Annotated in this window: 18 protein-coding genes and 1 pseudogene; 9 read left to right on the plus strand and 10 right to left on the minus strand. The window is 63.3% G+C overall.

Annotation, left to right across the window (positions count from 1 at the left end):
- Positions 1 to 2: 2 nt before the first annotated feature.
- Positions 3 to 650, minus strand: a complete 648-nt coding sequence (locus tag C5F70_RS11970) for a nicotinamidase (protein WP_104903391.1) — start codon at positions 648 to 650, stop codon at positions 3 to 5.
- Between the two features lie 145 nt (positions 651 to 795).
- Here C5F70_RS11970 and C5F70_RS11975 point away from each other — a divergent pair, with 145 nt between their 5' ends.
- Positions 796 to 1,488 (plus strand): NUDIX hydrolase, encoded by a 693-nt coding sequence (locus tag C5F70_RS11975; RefSeq protein ID WP_104903392.1) that lies wholly within the window; start codon positions 796 to 798, stop codon positions 1,486 to 1,488.
- A gap of 95 nt (positions 1,489 to 1,583) precedes the next feature.
- Here the strand turns inward: C5F70_RS11975 and hemN are convergent, their stop codons facing one another.
- The 6 genes from hemN to C5F70_RS12005 form a co-directional block, all read right to left on the minus strand.
- Positions 1,584 to 2,969 (minus strand): oxygen-independent coproporphyrinogen III oxidase, encoded by a 1,386-nt coding sequence (gene hemN / locus C5F70_RS11980; protein ID WP_102617910.1) that lies wholly within the window; start codon positions 2,967 to 2,969, stop codon positions 1,584 to 1,586.
- Positions 2,966 to 4,276, minus strand: coding sequence for a coproporphyrinogen III oxidase (locus C5F70_RS11985; RefSeq protein WP_046488404.1), 1,311 nt, complete (start codon positions 4,274 to 4,276; stop codon positions 2,966 to 2,968). Before C5F70_RS11985 ends, hemN begins: the two co-directional genes overlap by 4 nt.
- A gap of 90 nt (positions 4,277 to 4,366) precedes the next feature.
- Complete coding sequence (locus C5F70_RS11990) at positions 4,367 to 4,810, minus strand: CopD family copper resistance protein (RefSeq protein ID WP_046488406.1); 444 nt, start codon at positions 4,808 to 4,810, stop codon at positions 4,367 to 4,369.
- Between the two features lie 95 nt (positions 4,811 to 4,905).
- Entirely contained in the window at positions 4,906 to 6,222 is a 1,317-nt protein-coding gene (locus tag C5F70_RS11995) for an OprD family porin (protein ID WP_104903393.1), read from the minus strand.
- A gap of 223 nt (positions 6,223 to 6,445) precedes the next feature.
- Positions 6,446 to 6,991 (minus strand): putative natural product biosynthesis protein, encoded by a 546-nt coding sequence (locus C5F70_RS12000; RefSeq protein ID WP_104903394.1) that lies wholly within the window; start codon positions 6,989 to 6,991, stop codon positions 6,446 to 6,448.
- A 62-nt stretch (positions 6,992 to 7,053) separates the two neighbouring features.
- Complete coding sequence (locus C5F70_RS12005; RefSeq protein ID WP_102617913.1) at positions 7,054 to 7,437, minus strand: DUF2946 domain-containing protein; 384 nt, start codon at positions 7,435 to 7,437, stop codon at positions 7,054 to 7,056.
- 181 nt (positions 7,438 to 7,618) lie between these two features.
- Here C5F70_RS12005 and C5F70_RS12010 point away from each other — a divergent pair, with 181 nt between their 5' ends.
- Positions 7,619 to 8,224: an SCO family protein gene (locus tag C5F70_RS12010; RefSeq protein ID WP_046383789.1), complete on the plus strand. Its 606-nt coding sequence runs from the start codon at positions 7,619 to 7,621 to the stop codon at positions 8,222 to 8,224.
- On the plus strand, positions 8,224 to 8,697 hold the full coding sequence (locus tag C5F70_RS12015; RefSeq protein WP_104903395.1) for a copper chaperone PCu(A)C: 474 nt from the start codon (positions 8,224 to 8,226) through the stop codon (positions 8,695 to 8,697). The genes C5F70_RS12010 and C5F70_RS12015 overlap by 1 nt, the downstream gene beginning before the upstream one ends.
- A gap of 15 nt (positions 8,698 to 8,712) precedes the next feature.
- On the opposite strand, the gene C5F70_RS12020 is transcribed toward C5F70_RS12015, so the two are convergent.
- Together C5F70_RS12020 and C5F70_RS31085 are read right to left on the minus strand one after the other, a co-directional pair.
- On the minus strand, positions 8,713 to 9,042 hold the full coding sequence (locus C5F70_RS12020; protein ID WP_046383791.1) for a DHCW motif cupin fold protein: 330 nt from the start codon (positions 9,040 to 9,042) through the stop codon (positions 8,713 to 8,715).
- 18 nt (positions 9,043 to 9,060) lie between these two features.
- A pseudogene (locus C5F70_RS31085) lies at positions 9,061 to 9,300 on the minus strand (GNAT family N-acetyltransferase); the annotation flags it as partial.
- 88 nt (positions 9,301 to 9,388) lie between these two features.
- Between C5F70_RS31085 and C5F70_RS12030 the strand changes: the two are divergent.
- From C5F70_RS12030 to C5F70_RS12050, 5 genes are all read left to right on the plus strand, one after another.
- Positions 9,389 to 10,720: a flavin-containing monooxygenase gene (locus tag C5F70_RS12030; RefSeq protein ID WP_371920065.1), complete on the plus strand. Its 1,332-nt coding sequence runs from the start codon at positions 9,389 to 9,391 to the stop codon at positions 10,718 to 10,720.
- Between the two features lie 22 nt (positions 10,721 to 10,742).
- On the plus strand, positions 10,743 to 11,153 hold the full coding sequence (locus tag C5F70_RS12035; protein WP_046383793.1) for a RidA family protein: 411 nt from the start codon (positions 10,743 to 10,745) through the stop codon (positions 11,151 to 11,153).
- A gap of 10 nt (positions 11,154 to 11,163) precedes the next feature.
- Positions 11,164 to 11,841 (plus strand): DUF1028 domain-containing protein, encoded by a 678-nt coding sequence (locus C5F70_RS12040; protein WP_104903397.1) that lies wholly within the window; start codon positions 11,164 to 11,166, stop codon positions 11,839 to 11,841.
- Positions 11,838 to 12,980: an acetylornithine deacetylase gene (gene argE / locus C5F70_RS12045; RefSeq protein ID WP_104903398.1), complete on the plus strand. Its 1,143-nt coding sequence runs from the start codon at positions 11,838 to 11,840 to the stop codon at positions 12,978 to 12,980. Before C5F70_RS12040 ends, argE begins: the two co-directional genes overlap by 4 nt.
- A 133-nt stretch (positions 12,981 to 13,113) precedes the next feature.
- Complete coding sequence (locus C5F70_RS12050; RefSeq protein ID WP_126586040.1) at positions 13,114 to 13,506, plus strand: hypothetical protein; 393 nt, start codon at positions 13,114 to 13,116, stop codon at positions 13,504 to 13,506.
- Positions 13,507 to 13,589: 83 nt separating this feature from the next.
- On the opposite strand, the gene C5F70_RS12055 is transcribed toward C5F70_RS12050, so the two are convergent.
- On the minus strand, positions 13,590 to 14,501 hold the full coding sequence (locus C5F70_RS12055; RefSeq protein WP_046383797.1) for a LysR substrate-binding domain-containing protein: 912 nt from the start codon (positions 14,499 to 14,501) through the stop codon (positions 13,590 to 13,592).
- Between the two features lie 216 nt (positions 14,502 to 14,717).
- On the opposite strand from C5F70_RS12055, the gene C5F70_RS12060 reads away from it, so the two are divergent.
- On the plus strand, positions 14,718 to 16,133 hold the full coding sequence (locus C5F70_RS12060; RefSeq protein ID WP_046488423.1) for a cytosine permease: 1,416 nt from the start codon (positions 14,718 to 14,720) through the stop codon (positions 16,131 to 16,133).
- Positions 16,134 to 16,350 lie beyond the last annotated feature (217 nt).

The raw sequence follows: 16,350 nt of genomic DNA on the forward strand, positions 1-16,350 counted from the left end.
CCTTAACGCGTGGCCATCGCGGCCAGTTCTTCGCGGGTGCGGCTGATGCCGGCACCGGCCTTGAGCAACTCGTTGACGGCCTGTACGCCGCCCTCCTGCGTAATACCGCGGCACGCCGGCAGGTGCAGCACCACTTCCAGGCCGGCCTTGAGCAGTTGCAACGCGGTGGTCTTGACGCAGTAGTCGAGGGCCAGGCCGCCGACGATCACGCGGCTTACGCCCTGGGCCTTGAGGTACTCGATCACGCCCGTGGACAGCTTGTCGTGCAGGTCGTGGTAGCAGGCGCCGTAAGGGTGCAGGTCGGGTTCGACACCTTTCCAGATGAAGTAATCGTAGTCATACGGGGCGGGCAGTTCGTCGAGCAGGGTGAAGCCCTCGGTGCCCGGCACGCAGTGGCTGACCCAGGTGACATCGGCGTGAGCCAGGCCGGTGGGTTGCAGCATCTCACTGTGTTGCTTGACCACCCACGGCGCATGCGGAGTGTGGGCGTCCTTGCTGCCGACACGGTAGCCCGCGAGGCTGGCCATGTAGTTGAGTTCGGCACCGATGAGGTCCCCTTCGGCCACTGGCAATTCGTTGGGGCACAGCGGCGTAAAGCTCTTCTGGGCGTCGACGTCGAATGAAGCGATGGCATGTTTCGAGAGGGTCATGGCGGGTCTCCTGTGGCCTGAAAACAAAAGTACACGTCATGTACTTTCATTGCAAGAAAGATTTGTTTATCTAGGCTTTAGTCAGTACATGACATATTTGTTCGATCCGTTAGACTGTGCCCCCCGCTGTTTAGAAGGACTGCACATGCCACTTAGCGCCTACCTCCACACCGTCGACCTGTGCGTGCTGTTCTACTGCCGCGCCGCAGGAGAACTGAAGCTGCTGCTGAACAAGCGCGACGCCGAACCCTTCGCCGGGCATTGGGCCCTGCCGGGTGTGGTGGTGAATGGCGACGTGCAGGACCTGAGCCTCACGGATGCCGTGGAGCGCCTGCGCGCGAGTGACAAAGTCGGCCTCGACCTGGTGTGGAGCGAGCAAGTGGGTACGGTGGGCGACGCGTTCCGCGACCCGCGTTGCTGGTCGTCGTCCACGTTCTACCTGGCGATCATCGCGGATGAGGTGACGCTGGGCGAGCATCAAGGCTGGTTTTCGCTGGATGCGGTAGCCGACGGCCGCATCAAGTTGCCGTTCGATCACAACACCATCGTGGCCGCCGTGCAGGAGCGGTTACTGTCCAAGTCGCTGTACAGCAGCTTGCCGCTGATGTTCCTGGGCCAGGAATTCAGCGCCCCGGAAGCGACGGCGATCTTCTCACTGGTGCTCGCGCGGCCGGTGTTGAAGACCAGCATTCGCCAGCGCTTGCTGAAGCTGACTGAGCAGGGGTATTTGCGGGAAACGGGGCGCAAGAAACAAGGCGAAGGCGGCAGGCCCCAGGCGACGATGGAGAACTTGAAGCCTGGGAAGATTTATTTCTTCGATCGCAGTTTTGCCGACTAGCACGGTATTCAAAAACAACCACGATCAAATGTGGGACCGCGCTGCGGGCGGACATGGCGATCAACAGCTCCCACAGCGGATGCAGGCCTCTTCGCTTAAACCGTGCGGGAAAACTGGCCTTTGTGCGCGCCGCCCAGGTAGGCGTCAAAGGCCATCGCCACGCTGCGCACCATCAGTTGGCCCTTGGGCAACAGTTGCAGCGCATCGGCCTGGATCAGCAATAACCCGTCCGCCACCTGCTCGTCCAATTGCAGCAGTGCCTCGGCGAAATAGTCGTTGAAGCGCACGCCATGGGTGGCCTCGATCTGTGGGAAGTCGACTCGACCATCACACATCAGGCCATTGATCACCTCGCGGCGCAGTACGTCATCCGGGTTGAGCCGATAGCCGCGCTGCACCGGCAGCATCCCCGCGTCGAGTCGGGCGTAGTACTGGGACAGTTCCTTGACGCTCTGGCTGTAGCTGTCACCGACTTTGCCGATGGCCGACACGCCGAGGCCGATCAGGTCGCAGTCGGCATGGGTCGAATAGCCCTGGAAGTTGCGCTGCAAGGTGCCGTTGGCACGGGCCAGCGCCAGTTCGTCGTCGGGCAAGGCGAAGTGGTCCATGCCGATGTAGACGTAACCGGCCTCGGTCAGGCGGCGGATGGTCAGTTCCAGCAGTTCCAGCTTGCGCGCCGGCGGCGGCATGTCTTCGGGACGGATCATGCGCTGGGCGCGGATCTGGCTCGGCAGGTGTGCGTAGCTGTAAGCCGCCACCCGATCAGGGCGCAGGGCGATCAGCTTGCTCAAGGTCACGTCGAAGCTGTCCACGGTTTGCAGCGGCAGGCCATAGATCAAGTCAACGCTCACCGACTTGAAGCGCGCCTCACGCGCCGCGGCCACCAATTGCAGGATCTGCGCTTCGCTTTGCACCCGATTGACCGCCGCCTGCACGTCGGGGTCGAAGTCCTGCACGCCGAAGCTCAGGCGATTGAAGCCCAGGCCGCGCAACGTGTTGATCCGCTCAACGCTGATGGTGCGCGGGTCGACCTCGATGGAGAACTCATGGGCGTCGCTGTCATCCAGGGTGAAGTGTTCGGCCAGGCAGGCCATCAGCTCGGCCAATTGCGCGTCGTCCAGATAGGTCGGCGTACCGCCGCCCAGGTGCAACTGGGTCAGGCACCGGGAACGCTCGAACAGCGCCGCCTGCATCTGGATCTCACGCTTGAGATACGCCAGGTACTCCACGGCCCGATGGGTCTTGCGGGTGATGATCTTGTGGCAACCGCAGTAATAGCAAAGGCTCTGGCAAAACGGGATGTGGATGTACACCGACAACGCCTTGGGCACGGCCACCTCATGGCTGGCGCGGACCGCCTGGTGATAGTCATCCAGGGCAAAGGCGCTGTTGAACTGCGGCGCGGTCGGGTACGAGGTATAGCGTGGCCCCGGTCGGTCGTATTTGTGGACCAGGGCACGGTCGAATTCAAAAGCACTCATGTGTCGATCACCTCGTCGTTGGCGCTGACCGGGGTGGCGAGCACGGCACGTTCAAACAATGCGCAAATACCGTCCACCTGCGGCAGGCCGGCGGGCAGCAACCAGATGAACGTCGGGGACAGCTCGATCAGACCGTCGCGGTGCAGCGCTTCCAGCAACGGCCAGAGGTAGGCGAAATAGCGTGCGAACACCAGGCCGTAGCGCCGTTCCACCGCCTGCACATCCAGCTCCAGGTCACAGGCCAGGCGTTCGGCCACGTGCAGGCGCACCGGGTCAGAGGTTTCGCGGAACCAGCCCCGGCATGTGGCGAGCTGACCATTGCCCAGTTGCTCACGGTACTCGCGGGCATCGGCCGTGTTCTGCGCGCACAACGTGTCGATCTGGCTGATGGCGCCCACGCCGAAACCGATGTGGTCGCAGTAACCGTGCAGGGTGAAGCCTTCGCAGTTACGGCTCAGGCGCCCGCGTTCCTGGGCTTGCTTGAGGTCGTCGTCGGCCCGGGCGAACTGCCCCAGGCCGATGTAGTGATAGCCCGCCGCGGCCAGGAGCTGGAAGCAAATACGGCGCATCGCGCTCTTATCCGCCTCGCTGCTGAACGCCTGGGGTTGTTGGGATTGATAGCGCACAGGCGCATGGGCGTAATCGAATACCTGCAAGCGATCCGGCTCCAGGGCGATCAGGCTGGCCAGTTTCAGCTCGATACTGGCCGGGGTCTGCCAGGCATGGCCGTAGCCGAGGTCGATGTTCACCGAGCGAAACCCGAAGGTGCGGGCCGCATCCACCAGCGATTCGATCGGCGCCGGGTCCTGATACCGCGCCTGGCACAGCGGCCCCTCGCGGTTGGCGTCCGGCACGCCGATGCTTGCATGGTTGAAGCCTTGTTCGCGCAGCAGGCCCATGGTGGCCCAGTCCGTGTGCCCGGGGTCGAGGTCGACGCAGTAGTCACCCCGGTCGTGGTCGAGAAAATTGAAGCGCTCGTGCAACTGCGCCATCAACTGCTGCACCTGGGCGAACGCCGGTGTGGTGCCGCGCAGGTGAAAGTGATCGACCGGCTGGCGGCCGCCGAGTTGGCAGCCGATCAGTTGGATTTCCTGGGTGAGGCTGTGCAAATACTCAGCGCCAACGTCGCCCGCCGGCCAGTGCAGGTTCAATGCCAGGGGCCGCTGGCACTGGCGGCTGTTGCGCAAGGCGCGCAACAGGTCCAGGGAGCCGACACCGGCATGGAAGCGACGGGTGTCCGTTTGGCAAGCCAAGTCCAACACGCCTTGATCGTGACGAAAGCGAGCGGGATGAAGAAGGGTACGCATGACGGACTCCGGTTCGGGCGGCGGTGGTGCATTGTCCGGTGCGCTTGGGCCACACGCCTTGATGTGCATCAAGGTCGCAGCCCCGCCCGTCTACCAGTTCAGGTAAAACATGCCCTTGGCCAGCAGCACAATGGCGACCATGTGCGCGAACAGGCTCAGATGCACCCAGCGGACATAACGCGCACTCACCGAGCCCCAGCGCATGCGCGCCATGGTCAGCAGAAAATGCAGGAGCACGCTGACCGCCAGGATCAGCTTGAGGGTCAGCAAGGTGCCGAAAGCCGAGGCCGACGGCGCAGCCAGCACCGGCAGGTAACGCAGCCAGACCATGCCCAGGCCTGCGCCGAACAGCACCAGCAACACCCACGGCATCAATACCCGGGCACGCTGGCCGACGCCCTGCTCCACCAACACCATCACCCGCGCCGGCAATTGCCGGTGCAGGTGCCCCAGGATCAGCACCTCGAAAAACACCGTGCCGATGAAGATCAGCGCGGCGAACAGGTGAGCCACTAAAAACACGGGGTAAAGCATGGTGGCCTCTCAAGGGGACCGGCCGTTGGGACTTCAGTGTGCGGCCTGGCGCAACGCGAGGCCTTGATACCGATCAAGCGTTGCGAGAGTGCGGCTTACAGCAGTGGGATGCTGTAGCTGACGATCAGTCGCGTCTCGTCCTTGTCGGCCGAGTCGTTACCGCGCCACACCGCACCGCGCCAGGTCAGGCCCAGGCCCTTGAACGTGCCCGAGGGGATCACGTAATCGACACGCAGGTCGCGCTCCCACTCGCTGTTGTCGCGACCTGCCGTCTGGATGTGGCTGCCGCGGATGTAGGTCACGCTCGAGCGCAGGCCCGGAAGGCCAAGGCTGCTGAAGTCGTAGGCGTAGCTGCCTACCGTGGCCTGTTCCCCGGCATTGACGAACTTCAGCGACTGGGAGTTGGTGATCAGGTACAGCGAACGGCCCTGCCCCTGGTTGATATGCGGAAAGTCACTTTCACCGGTGGTCTTCTGATAACCGAGACTCAGCGAATGCCCGTACAGGCCGTAAGTGAACAGCGCACTCCACAGGCGGTTGTCGACCTTGCCGGCGTTGACGCCCGCGCCGTAATACCCGGAGCTGACATAGCCTTCGCCACGCCCGGCGGCGCTGGCGTTCTTGCCGTCGGCGGTACTGTAGAAATAGCGCAGGTCAGTCTTGAACTGGCCCACCGGCAACTGCCAGTTGTGGATCAGGCCCAAGAAGTGCTGCTGGTAAAAGTTCTCCAGGTTGGCGTAGTAGTACTGCAGTTGCAGTTGCTTGCTGACGGCGTAATCCACCCCACCGTAGTAGAACTGGTTGCTGGACTTGCCCTTGACCGGATCATTCGCACCGACAATGGACATGCCCTGGCCGTTACTGGAGTTACGGTCCAGTACCTGCTCGATTTTACCGGCGATCAGGTTGAAGCCCTGCAGGTCCTTGGAGTCCACTTGATAGCCACGAAACGTCTGCGGCAACAGCCGGCCGTCTTCAGTCGTCAGCACGGGCAGCTTGGGCATCAGCGTGCCGGCTTTGAACTGAGTCTGGGAGATACGCATCTTGCCGGTGGCGCCGGTCTTGCTGAAGTCGTTGGCGGCCTTGCCATCGGACAACGGGAAAACACTGCCGGGGGTGTTGTCTTCACCAGCCTTGCCTGCGCGCCCCGAGGCGTCCAGGCGCAGGCCATACATGGCTTGCAGGTCCAGACCAAAACCAACCAGTCCCTCGGTGAAACCGGACTGGTAGTTGAACATGAACGCCTGGCCCCACTCCTTATCCGTAGGGGCTTTGGCGTTACGGGTGTCTTGGTTGTAGTAGAAATTGCGCAGGTCGAGGCTGGCTTTGCTGTCGTCGATAAAACCCGACGCAGCCACCTGCTGCGCGGCGCCCAGGGAGACGGCGAGCGCCATGCAAGTCTTGTGGTTCATGAAGGCTCCTGAAAGTAATTGAGGCGACCCGTCACAGCCCAACCCTGTTCTTTGTTGGTCGGGTGGTGCTGCATCTAACGGGTGCGCGCACGGTATAGCGTTGGGCAGCCGGGAAATAGTCGCTAAAACCGTTATTCAGTTTTTCACTTTTTGTAACAATCGCCGGAGCCCACCAGCCTCGCCGGGGCGTGCAAGCCTCCACGGGGTGCCGGCGGCAGGCACTTCACGGCACCGGCAACCAAGCGCTAAAACCGCCACGCCGGGTCAGCGGGCACCAGGCGAAGTCCCAGGCGGGAGGCGGCAACGGCGGCTGTTTGTCGAGCGCAAACGCGCTGCCCTTCCAATCGAAGACTTCCGAACCCTGCCAGGCCAGGACCACACCCTGGGCCTGGCTGTCATCGGTGTCGACCCACCGCGCCGCCGCCGCGGCCATGAACGTGTCGATCGGTTCATCGTCGATCTGCGCGCGGTACGGCGAGCCCAGCAGCCAGCGGCCGATGTTCAGGTGCCAGGTCCAGTCCTGCGCCAGCTGGTTGCGGTAGGCCCAGGTCATGAAGCTGCGAAACAGGTTCAAGCCTTCGGGCGGGTCGAGCTTGAGCAGCGCCGGGCAGATGTCGAACAAGGTGTGCCAATAGGGCAACAGGCGTGCATCCAGATGCACGAAGCTACGCGAATTGCTCGGGTATTCCGGCCGCGCCGGCTCCGTGTGCAGGCGGCGCGACGCCTTGCTGACCAGGCGGCTGGCGCCGGCAGGCAATAGAGGGTTCATAAAACGCACTCACAGTCGTGACGATAAAACGCCTCCTGATCACAGGAAGCCCAAGGCACACGTCAGAATGCGGGGGATGCGCGGGGGTTGGCCGAGGGCCAGGAATAACGCGGCGGCGCCTTGTTGCGCCGTTCATGGGCCGGCCGCGGGGTCTGGCCGAGGCCCAGCAGCCAGGCCAGGCCGATCAGGAACACGATGGCCACGCTCACGGCAGCGCACACCGGGCAGGCAAAGTAATTCGAGATATCGCTGGAAGCCGGGCTACCCAACCCTTTGTCGGAAAGTGGCGCCTGGTTGCTGTCCACCGAACAGAACGCGCCACCGACACCATTGAGCTGCTGGCCGAGCATCTGGCCATGGCCCAAACCGCACACAAACAGGTTCAGCAGGACGCAGAAGTACAGGGTCCAGGCGATCAGCGAACGGTCCGAGCGGCGCAGTTTCATGGCGGCGACTCTACCATCGAAGCCCCGCAGGGATGAAGCGCGGCGCGCCCCTGTGGCAGAACGTCGCAGATTACGCGCATCGGCCAGGGTTGGTAGACTTGGCGCCCTCCGCGTTTACTCCTTTTCAACGCCTGGCGTATAGATCCAGGGCAAGGCAGGCGCTTCACAGGATGCACAGTTGATGAGTACGTTATTCACCCGCCGCAAGGTCCTGACCGGCATGGGCCTGTTGGGTCTGGGCCTGCTGGCCGGTTGTGACAACAGCCCCAAGTTGAATTTCAAGTACGGCAAGGACTTGAGCGACAAGATCATGGGCCGCACCTTCAAGCTCAAGAATACCCAGGGTGAAACCGTCACCTTGAGTTCGTACCGTGGCCTGATGCCGGTGGTGTTTTTCGGCTTCACCCAGTGCCCGGCCGTGTGCCCGACCACCCTCGCCCGCGCCGCCCAGGCCAAGAAACTGATGGGCCGCGACGGCGAGATCATGCAGGTGATCTTTATCACCCTCGACCCCGAGCGCGACACGCCAGAGATCCTAGACCGCTACGTCAAGGCCTTCGACCCCAGCTTCGAAGCGCTGTACGGCACCCCGGAAGAGATCGCCGTGGCCGCCAAGGAATTCGGGATCTTTTATGAAAAGGTCCCCGCCGGCGACACCTACACCCTGTCCCACACCGCCACCAGTTTCGTGTTCGACACCCGCGGCAACCTGCGCCTGGGCCTGTCGGCATCCCTTAACGCTAAAGAGTGTGCAGAAGACCTGCTCACCGTCATGGAGGTCTGCTAATGACTGCCGTTCAACACCTCAAGCGCACCCTGATCGGCCTGTCCCTGCTGGGCCTCGCCGCGCACGCCAGCGCCCAGGTCCAGGTCCAGGTCAGCGACGCGTGGGTGCGCGCCACGGTGCCGGGCCAGCCATCCAGTGGCGCGTTCATGACCGTGACGGCCGACAGCGACAGCAAACTGCTGCGCGTCGCCTCGCCGGTAGCCAAGGACGTGCAGATCCATGAAATGAGCATGAAAGACGACGTGATGCGAATGGGCCCGGTGGACTCGATCACCCTGCCCGCAGGCACCCCGGTCAAGCTCGACCCGGACGGTTATCATGTGATGCTGATGGGCCTGACCGGGCAGATCAAGGAAGGCGACCAGGTGCCGCTGACCTTGACCGTGGAAAACGCCAAGGGCGAGCGGCAGACCGTCGAGGTCAAGGCCGCTGCCCGTGGGTTGGATGGCATGGCCCCTGGCAAGATGCATTGATGGGCTGGCGCCGGTTCAATCCACGATGAACAGCTTGGCGCCAACCCGCGTCGAGGAGCGATGCCCTTCCATGTTGTTTCCCACCTGATAACTCATCCCGGCCGTCAGCGTGAATTGACGGCCATCTTCCAGTTCCGTGTGCAGCTCGCCTTCGAGGCACAGCAGCACATGCCCACGCCAGCACCAGTGATCGGCCAGGTAGCCGGGGGTGTATTCGACCATGCGTACACGGGTGGTGCCGAAGTGGCCAGTGCGCCACCAGGCACTGCCGGTGATACCTGGATGAAGCTCGGGTTCGAGGGTGGACCAGTCGGTGATGCCAAACGGGACAGCAGTGAGTTCCATGGTGGGCTCGGTCGTCAGTTAACGTGAACCGACCCTAACCACCTGGAATGCTGCGCGACAGACACAGATCGCCGGCTTTTTTGGGATACACGCCCACTGCAACCCCGACGGCGAGTGGTGAATCGCCTCATCGTGCCCCACCTACCCGCACCGCCGGTAACGGGTGGCCGCATTCAACCTCGCATCCAGCACCAACTCCTCGATCCTGAGCGTCCTCGCCAGCGCTTCGAGGTGATCCAGCATCGCCTTGCCATCGCCTGCCGAGGCCCTTTGCATCCGATATTTATGCTCACTTCCCAGCTTAATAATATTTTATTAAAAACCGCCCGGCCCCTACCTTGAAGTCATGCCCAAGCTGAATCCAACTGCATTACGCAAGGACAGACACATGACGCAAGCAATCACCCAAACAGACACCCTGGTGGTAGGCGCCGGCCAGGCCGGCGTGGCCATGAGCGAGCATTTGAGCAAGCACGGCGTGCCGCACCTGGTGCTGGAACGCAGCCGGATCGCCGAGCGCTGGCGCAGCGGCCGCTGGGATTCGTTGGTGGCCAACGGGCCGGCCTGGCACGACCGTTTTCCCGGCCTGGCCTTCGAAGGGCTCGCCCCGGATGCCTTCGCGCCGAAAGAGCGCGTGGCGGATTACTTCGAAGCCTATGCACGCCAGTTCAATGCGCCGATCCGCACCGGCGTGGAAGTCACCTCGGTGCTGCGCAATGTCGGCCGCCCCGGTTTTACCGTACACACCAGCGACGGCGTGATCGAAGCCAACCGCGTGGTGGCGGCGACCGGGCCGTTCCAGACGCCGGTGATCCCGGCGATCGCGCCGACAGACACAGCACTGCATCAGATCCATTCCGCCGACTATCGCAACCCCGGCCAACTGCCCCAAGGCGCGGTGCTGGTGGTGGGCGCCGGCTCGTCGGGGGTGCAGATCGCCGATGAACTGCAGCGCAGCGGCCGTCAGGTTTACTTGTCGGTCGGCGCCCACGACCGCCCGCCGCGCGCCTATCGCCAGCGTGATTTCTGCTGGTGGCTCGGTGTACTGGGCGAATGGGACCAGGCCGCGATCAAGCCCGGCCGCGAACACGTGACCATTGCCGTGAGCGGCGCCCACGGCGGCAAGACCATCGACTTCCGCGAGTTGGCCCTGCGCGGCATGACTCTGGTCGGGCCCACCGAGTCTTTCCATGGCGGCGTGGCCACCTTCCAACCCACCCTGCTGGAGAACCTCGCACGCGGCGACGAAAACTACCTGGCCCTGCTGGACGCGGCGGATGCGTATATCGAACGCAACGGCCTCGACCTGCCCATGGAGCCCGAAGCCCGGCGCGTCTTCGCCGATGCCGAGTGCGTGAAACAGCCGATCCTGCAACTGGACCTGGCCCGCGCCGGCATCACCTCGATCATCTGGGCCACCGGCTTTGCCGTGGATTACGGCTGGCTGAAGGTCGATGCGTTCGACGCCGCCGGCAAGCCGCAGCACCAGCGCGGCGTGTCCAGCGAGGCCGGCATCTACTTCCTCGGTTTGCCCTGGCAGTCGCGCCGTGGCTCGTCGTTTATCTGGGGCGTGTGGCATGACGCCAAATACCTCGCCGACCATATCGCCACCCAGCGTCAGTACCTCGAATATCGCGTCGCGGCCCCGCTCGTGCGCCCATCCCCTGTCAGCGCCTGATCATTTTTTCCGGAGTTTTTTGATGCCTACCCACACGCGCATCCGCATGTTCAACACTAAACAAACCTACCCCAACCAGAGCCTGGACAATGACCTGTGCCAGGCCGTGCGCGCCGGCAACACCGTGTATGTGCGCGGCCAGGTCGGCAGCGATTTCGACGGCAACCTGGTCGGCCTCGGCGACCCGCGTGCCCAGGCCGAGCAGGCCATGCGCAACGTCAAGCAACTGCTGGAAGAAGCCGGCAGCGACCTCAGCCATATCGTCAAGACCACCACCTACCTGATCGACCCGCGCTACCGCGAGCCGGTGTACCAGGAAGTCGGCAAATGGCTCAAGGGCGTGTTCCCGATTTCCACCGGGCTGGTGGTATCGGCCCTGGGCCAGCCGCAGTGGCTGATGGAAATCGATGTGATCGCCGTGATTCCCGAGTAAGGAGCCGTACATGACCTTTTCAATCGTCGGCCGTTGCGCCGACACCGGCCAACTGGGCATCGCCATCAGCTCTTCGAGCATCGCCGTCGGCGCACGCTGCCCCTGGCTGCGGCCGGGTGTCGGTGCGGTCGCGACCCAGAACATCACGCTGCCGGCCCTCGGCCCGGACGTGCTCGACCTGCTGGAACAAGGCCTGGCCCCCGCCGCCGCAATCGATGAGGCGCTGACCCGCAACGGCTACAGCCAATACCGCCAACTGACCGCGATCGATCACCTGGGCCGCAGCGTGCATTTCAGCGGCAGCCAAACCCTCGGCAAGCACCACGCGGTGTCGGGCGAACAGTGCGTCGCGGCCGGCAATATGCTCGCCGACCGCGCAGTGATCGAGGCGATGGTCCAGGCCTTCGAGCAAGGCGAAGGCCAACTGGCCGATCGACTCTTGGCCGCGATGCATGCCGCCATCGCCGCCGGTGGCGAAGCCGGCCCGGTGCATTCGGCCGCGTTGCAGGTGGTGGGCGAGCTGACCTGGCCGATCATCGACCTGCGGGTGGATTGGGCCGACGCCGACCCGATCGGCCAACTGCACACGCTGTGGGATGCCTATCGCCCACAAGTGCAGGCCTACATCGACCGCGCCCTGGCCCCCGACCACGCGCCCGGCTATGGCGTCGCCGGGGACGAGCGATGAGCCGCAGCCGCGCGTTGCTGCAGACGCTGGTGGGGTTCGATACCACCAGCCGCGAGTCCAACCTGCAGTTGATCGCCTTTGTGCGCGATTACCTGGCGAGTCACGGCGTGGCCAGCGAACTGATCTACAACGAAGCCCGCACCAAGGCCAACCTGTTTGCCAGCATCGGCCCGGTGGAGGTGCCCGGGATTGTGCTGTCCGGGCATACCGATGTCGTGCCGGTGGATGGGCAACCGTGGAGCGTGCCGCCGTTTGAACTGACCGAACGCGACGGTCGGCTGTTCGGCCGGGGCACTGCGGACATGAAGGGCTACATCGCCTGCGTGCTGGCCCTGCTGCCGGCGCTGGTCGCAGCGACGTTGCGCCGGCCGGTGCATATCGCCCTCTCCTACGACGAGGAAGTCGGTTGCCTGGGCGTGCGCTCGTTGCTCAGCGTGCTGGCGCAGCGGCCGGTGAAGCCGATGCTGTGCATCATCGGTGAACCGACCGAACTCAAACCGGTGCTCGGTCATAAAGGCAAGCTGGCGATGCGCTGCGATGTGCATGGCGCGGCCTGTCATTCGGCGTATGCGCCCCATGGCGTGAATGCGATCGAGCATGCCGCCGAATTGATCGGCGAACTGGGACGCATCGGCCAACGGCTGCGCGATAAGCAGGATACGCGCTTTGATCCGCCATTCAGTACGGTGCAAACCGGGGTGATTGGCGGGGGCAAGGCGCTGAACATCGTGCCCGCCGACTGCCGGTTTGATTTTGAGGTCCGCGCGCTGCCGGGCCAGGCCCCACAAGCGGTGGCGGATGAATTGCGCGCCTACGCCGAGCAGCAGGTATTGCCGCGCATGCAGGCGGTGAGCGCGCAGAGTGCGATTCGCTTTACCGAGCTGTCGGCGTATCCGGGGCTGATGACCGATCAGCATAGCGAGGCGGCCGAGTTGATCGCGGCATTTTGCGGCTCGCGGGCGTTCGGCACGGTAGCGTTCGGCACCGAGGGCGGGTTGTTCGACGCGGTGGGCATTCCCACGGTGGTGTGCGGGCCCGGCAGCATGGACCAGGGGCATAAGCCGGACGAGTTTGTGAGTGTGGCGCAGTTGGCACAGTGCGATCAGATGTTGCACAGCATGCTGAACGCGCTGCGTTGACGGCCCTCGGCTGTGCCGGCGACATACCCTGCATCAATCGCTACCCGCAGCTGATGGAACCGTACTTGAAGGCGGCCCACATAGGAAAACGGCTAATAGCCGTTTTCACTTCAACAGCCTTTGAGTATTGACCATGATAGGAATTCCACCGCACTCGCCGTTGAACAACCCGCTCAACGCTGCGCCGCCTGAAGAGTTGCGTCAGCGCCCCGAAGCGGGTGTACCTGACAGGGAAAGCATACGCATGGCCGTAAGAGAAGAGGATGCATACCGCACGCTGGATGTCTTTTTTGACGTGGCAGAAGCTAACGGCATCAAGGATCTGAACCCGAGCCACGGCAGGCCCTACCTCGATAACAACTTGAACCCTCCGGGCAACGTGGTGCCGCTGTCCGTCCACTTCCGCCCGGACCGTCCGGATGACACTTACAGCCCGGGGCACTTGAAGGCGGTCAACAACTTCGGCACACAACTCGACGCACGGTTGAAGCAACTGAACATCCGGAATGTCGGGCCCGAGGAGTAATCCCAGCGCCGATCCGAGTTGACGCCTGCGTGACCCAGGACAGCCGGGCCGATGCGTTGTTGGCCCAGGCTTGAGCGCGCCGATCAGGCGAGCAAACGCGCCAGCTCCTCGCGGCAGTAATCGACGAACAACTGCACCGGCTTGGTCAACGGTGCGCGGCGCAACCACACGGCCGACAAGCCCGAGCCGGTGACGGTTTCCGCCAGCGGCAGGCACACGACTTTCTGGCCATCATAGGTGTACTCGGTAAACGGCCTGGTCACCAGGATCGAAAAGCCAAACCCGCGCCCCACCATGCCCCGCACCATCTCGATCGACGGCGAGCTGAACACGATGTTCGGCGTCAAGCCGCGCTCTTCAAAGATGCTCACGAAGTACGTGCGGCTCGGCAGTACATCCAGCAGGATCATCGGCTCCAGCACCAGGTCCGCGAGCGACACCTTGGCCTGCTGCGCAAAGCGGTGATCGGCCGGCAACAGCGCATACGGCTGCTGCGGCGGCATCAACGGCGTGGTCTCGATGGTCGCGCCCAGGTCATGCTCGAACAGCATCGCCACGTCGATACTGCCGGCCGTCAGCGCCTGCACCAACTCCTGCTGCTCGCCATCGCGCATGCGGATTTCCACCCCCGGCCAGCGCGCCTTGAAACCGGCGATCAAACGCGGCAGGTACAGCGGCGCGACGGTTTCGAAGCAGCCGATATCGATCTGCCCCGCCACCACGTCATTGTCGGCCAGGGCGTTCTGCTCGAACTCGTGGGCCACCCGCAGCAGCTCCAGCGCCTTGCGATAAAAGCGCGCGCCGCTGGGGGTGAGCGACACGCCCTGGGCGTGATGGCGGATAAACAGCTGCACGCCAAAGCTGTCTTCCAGTTGCTTGATCGCGGTGGACACCGACGGTTGCGCGATATACAGCTTGCGCGACGCCTCGGCGACGCTGCCGCACTCGGCCGTGGTGACGAAATATCTGAGCTGGCGCAGGTTATAGGCAGCCATCGGGCCCTCCGCAAATGTGGGACTTCGCCCCAGGACACAAGCGGGCAACATACCGGAGCGCGTGGCCACGCGAGATACTTTTTTTAAGGTCTATAGCAACAAACTTACTAATTTACCTCCCCGCCCCCATTGCAGATGATCGCTCCAACAACAAAGCGCCGCTGAGCGGCGCACAGCGAAGTACGTCAACGTACTCACCTTGCCTTGGAGCTCGTCATGGTTACCACTGCAACATCCAGCGCCCCGCTTATCGAAAAACACACGATTGGATACGTGCCCCCGGAAGATCGCCACGGAAAGGTAAGAGACCTGTTCACCCTGTGGTTCGGCGGCAACATCGCGCCGTTGCCGATCGTCACGGGTGCGCTGGGCGTGCAACTGTTCCACCTCAACCTGATCTGGGGCATCGTCGCCATCCTCGTCGGCCACCTGGTCGGCGGCGTGCTGATGGCATTGCACTCGGCCCAGGGCCCGCAGATGGGCATCCCGCAAATGATCCAGAGCCGCGCACAATTCGGCTCCCTCGGCGCGTTGCTGGTGGTGGTGATCGCCGGGGTGATGTACATCGGTTTCTTCGCCTCCAACATCGTGCTGGCCGGTAAATCCCTGCATGGCGTGGTCGACAGCGTGCCCGTGCCGGTGGGCATCGTGATCGGCGCCATCGGTTCCGGGATCATCGGCATCATCGGATACCGCTTCATCCACGTACTCAACCGCATCGGCACCTGGGTACTGGGCGCGGGGATCGTACTGGGTTTCGGCTACATCTTCAGCCATATACAGACCAGCGACTTTCTGACCCGCGGCAGCTTCAACCTCTCCGGCTGGCTGGCCACCGTGTCCCTGGCGGCGCTGTGGCAGATCGCGTTCGCGCCCTACGTCTCCGACTATTCGCGCTACCTGCCGGCCGACGTACCCGTCGCGTCGACCTTCTGGACCACCTACCTGGGCTCGGCGCTGGGTTCGAGCCTGTCGTTCATCTTCGGCGCCGTCGCGGTGCTCGCCACCCCGGTGGGCATGGACACCATGGACGCGGTCAAACTCGCCACCGGCGCCATCGGCCCATTGATGCTGGTGCTGTTCTTGCTCAGCGTGATCAGCCACAACGCCCTCAACCTGTACGGTGCGGTGCTGTCGATCATCACCCTGGTGCAGACCTTCGCCTACCGCTGGATCCCCACCGCGAAAAGCCGCGCCGTGATCTCGATCATCGTACTCGCGGCCTGTTCGGTGGCCGCGGTATTCGCCTCGAAAGACTTTATCGGCCACTTCGTCGACATGGTCCTGGTGCTGCTGGTGGTACTGGTGCCGTGGACGGCGATCAACCTGATCGACTTCTACGCGATCCATAAAGGCAAGTACGACATTGCATCGATCTTCCGCGTGGACGGCGGGATCTACGGGCGCTACAACCCCCAGGCGCTGCTGGCCTATGCGGTGGGGATCGCGGTGCAGATTCCGTTCATGAACACGCCACTGTACGTGGGGCCGATTTCGCAGCACATCAACGGCGCGGATTTGTCGTGGGTGGTGGGGTTGGTGGTGACGTCGCCGTTGTATTTCTGGTTGGCGAGTCGGGACAGTGCGTATAAGCGGCGGATGGCGGAGGGGACGCTGGTGGGTGGAGTTTGAAACAGCCTGTCGGTTGCGCCTCGATTAACCGCACCTTATAGTTCGCCCCGTCGCTGGCATTGGTCGGCGACAGGGTTTCGCAGCCCTACACAATAGAATCAACCTGCACAGTCATCAGACCCTCAGGCGAAGTCCGCCTGCGCCTCGTTTATGGCGGCTGTGCGTGGGAGACCTTCGGGTCTGCCGGGGGTGATTCTTCCTGGTCTGCGAACCCGCG

Source organism: Pseudomonas sp. LH1G9, from assembly GCF_002949975.1.
Lineage (GTDB): Bacteria > Pseudomonadota > Gammaproteobacteria > Pseudomonadales > Pseudomonadaceae > Aquipseudomonas > Aquipseudomonas veronii.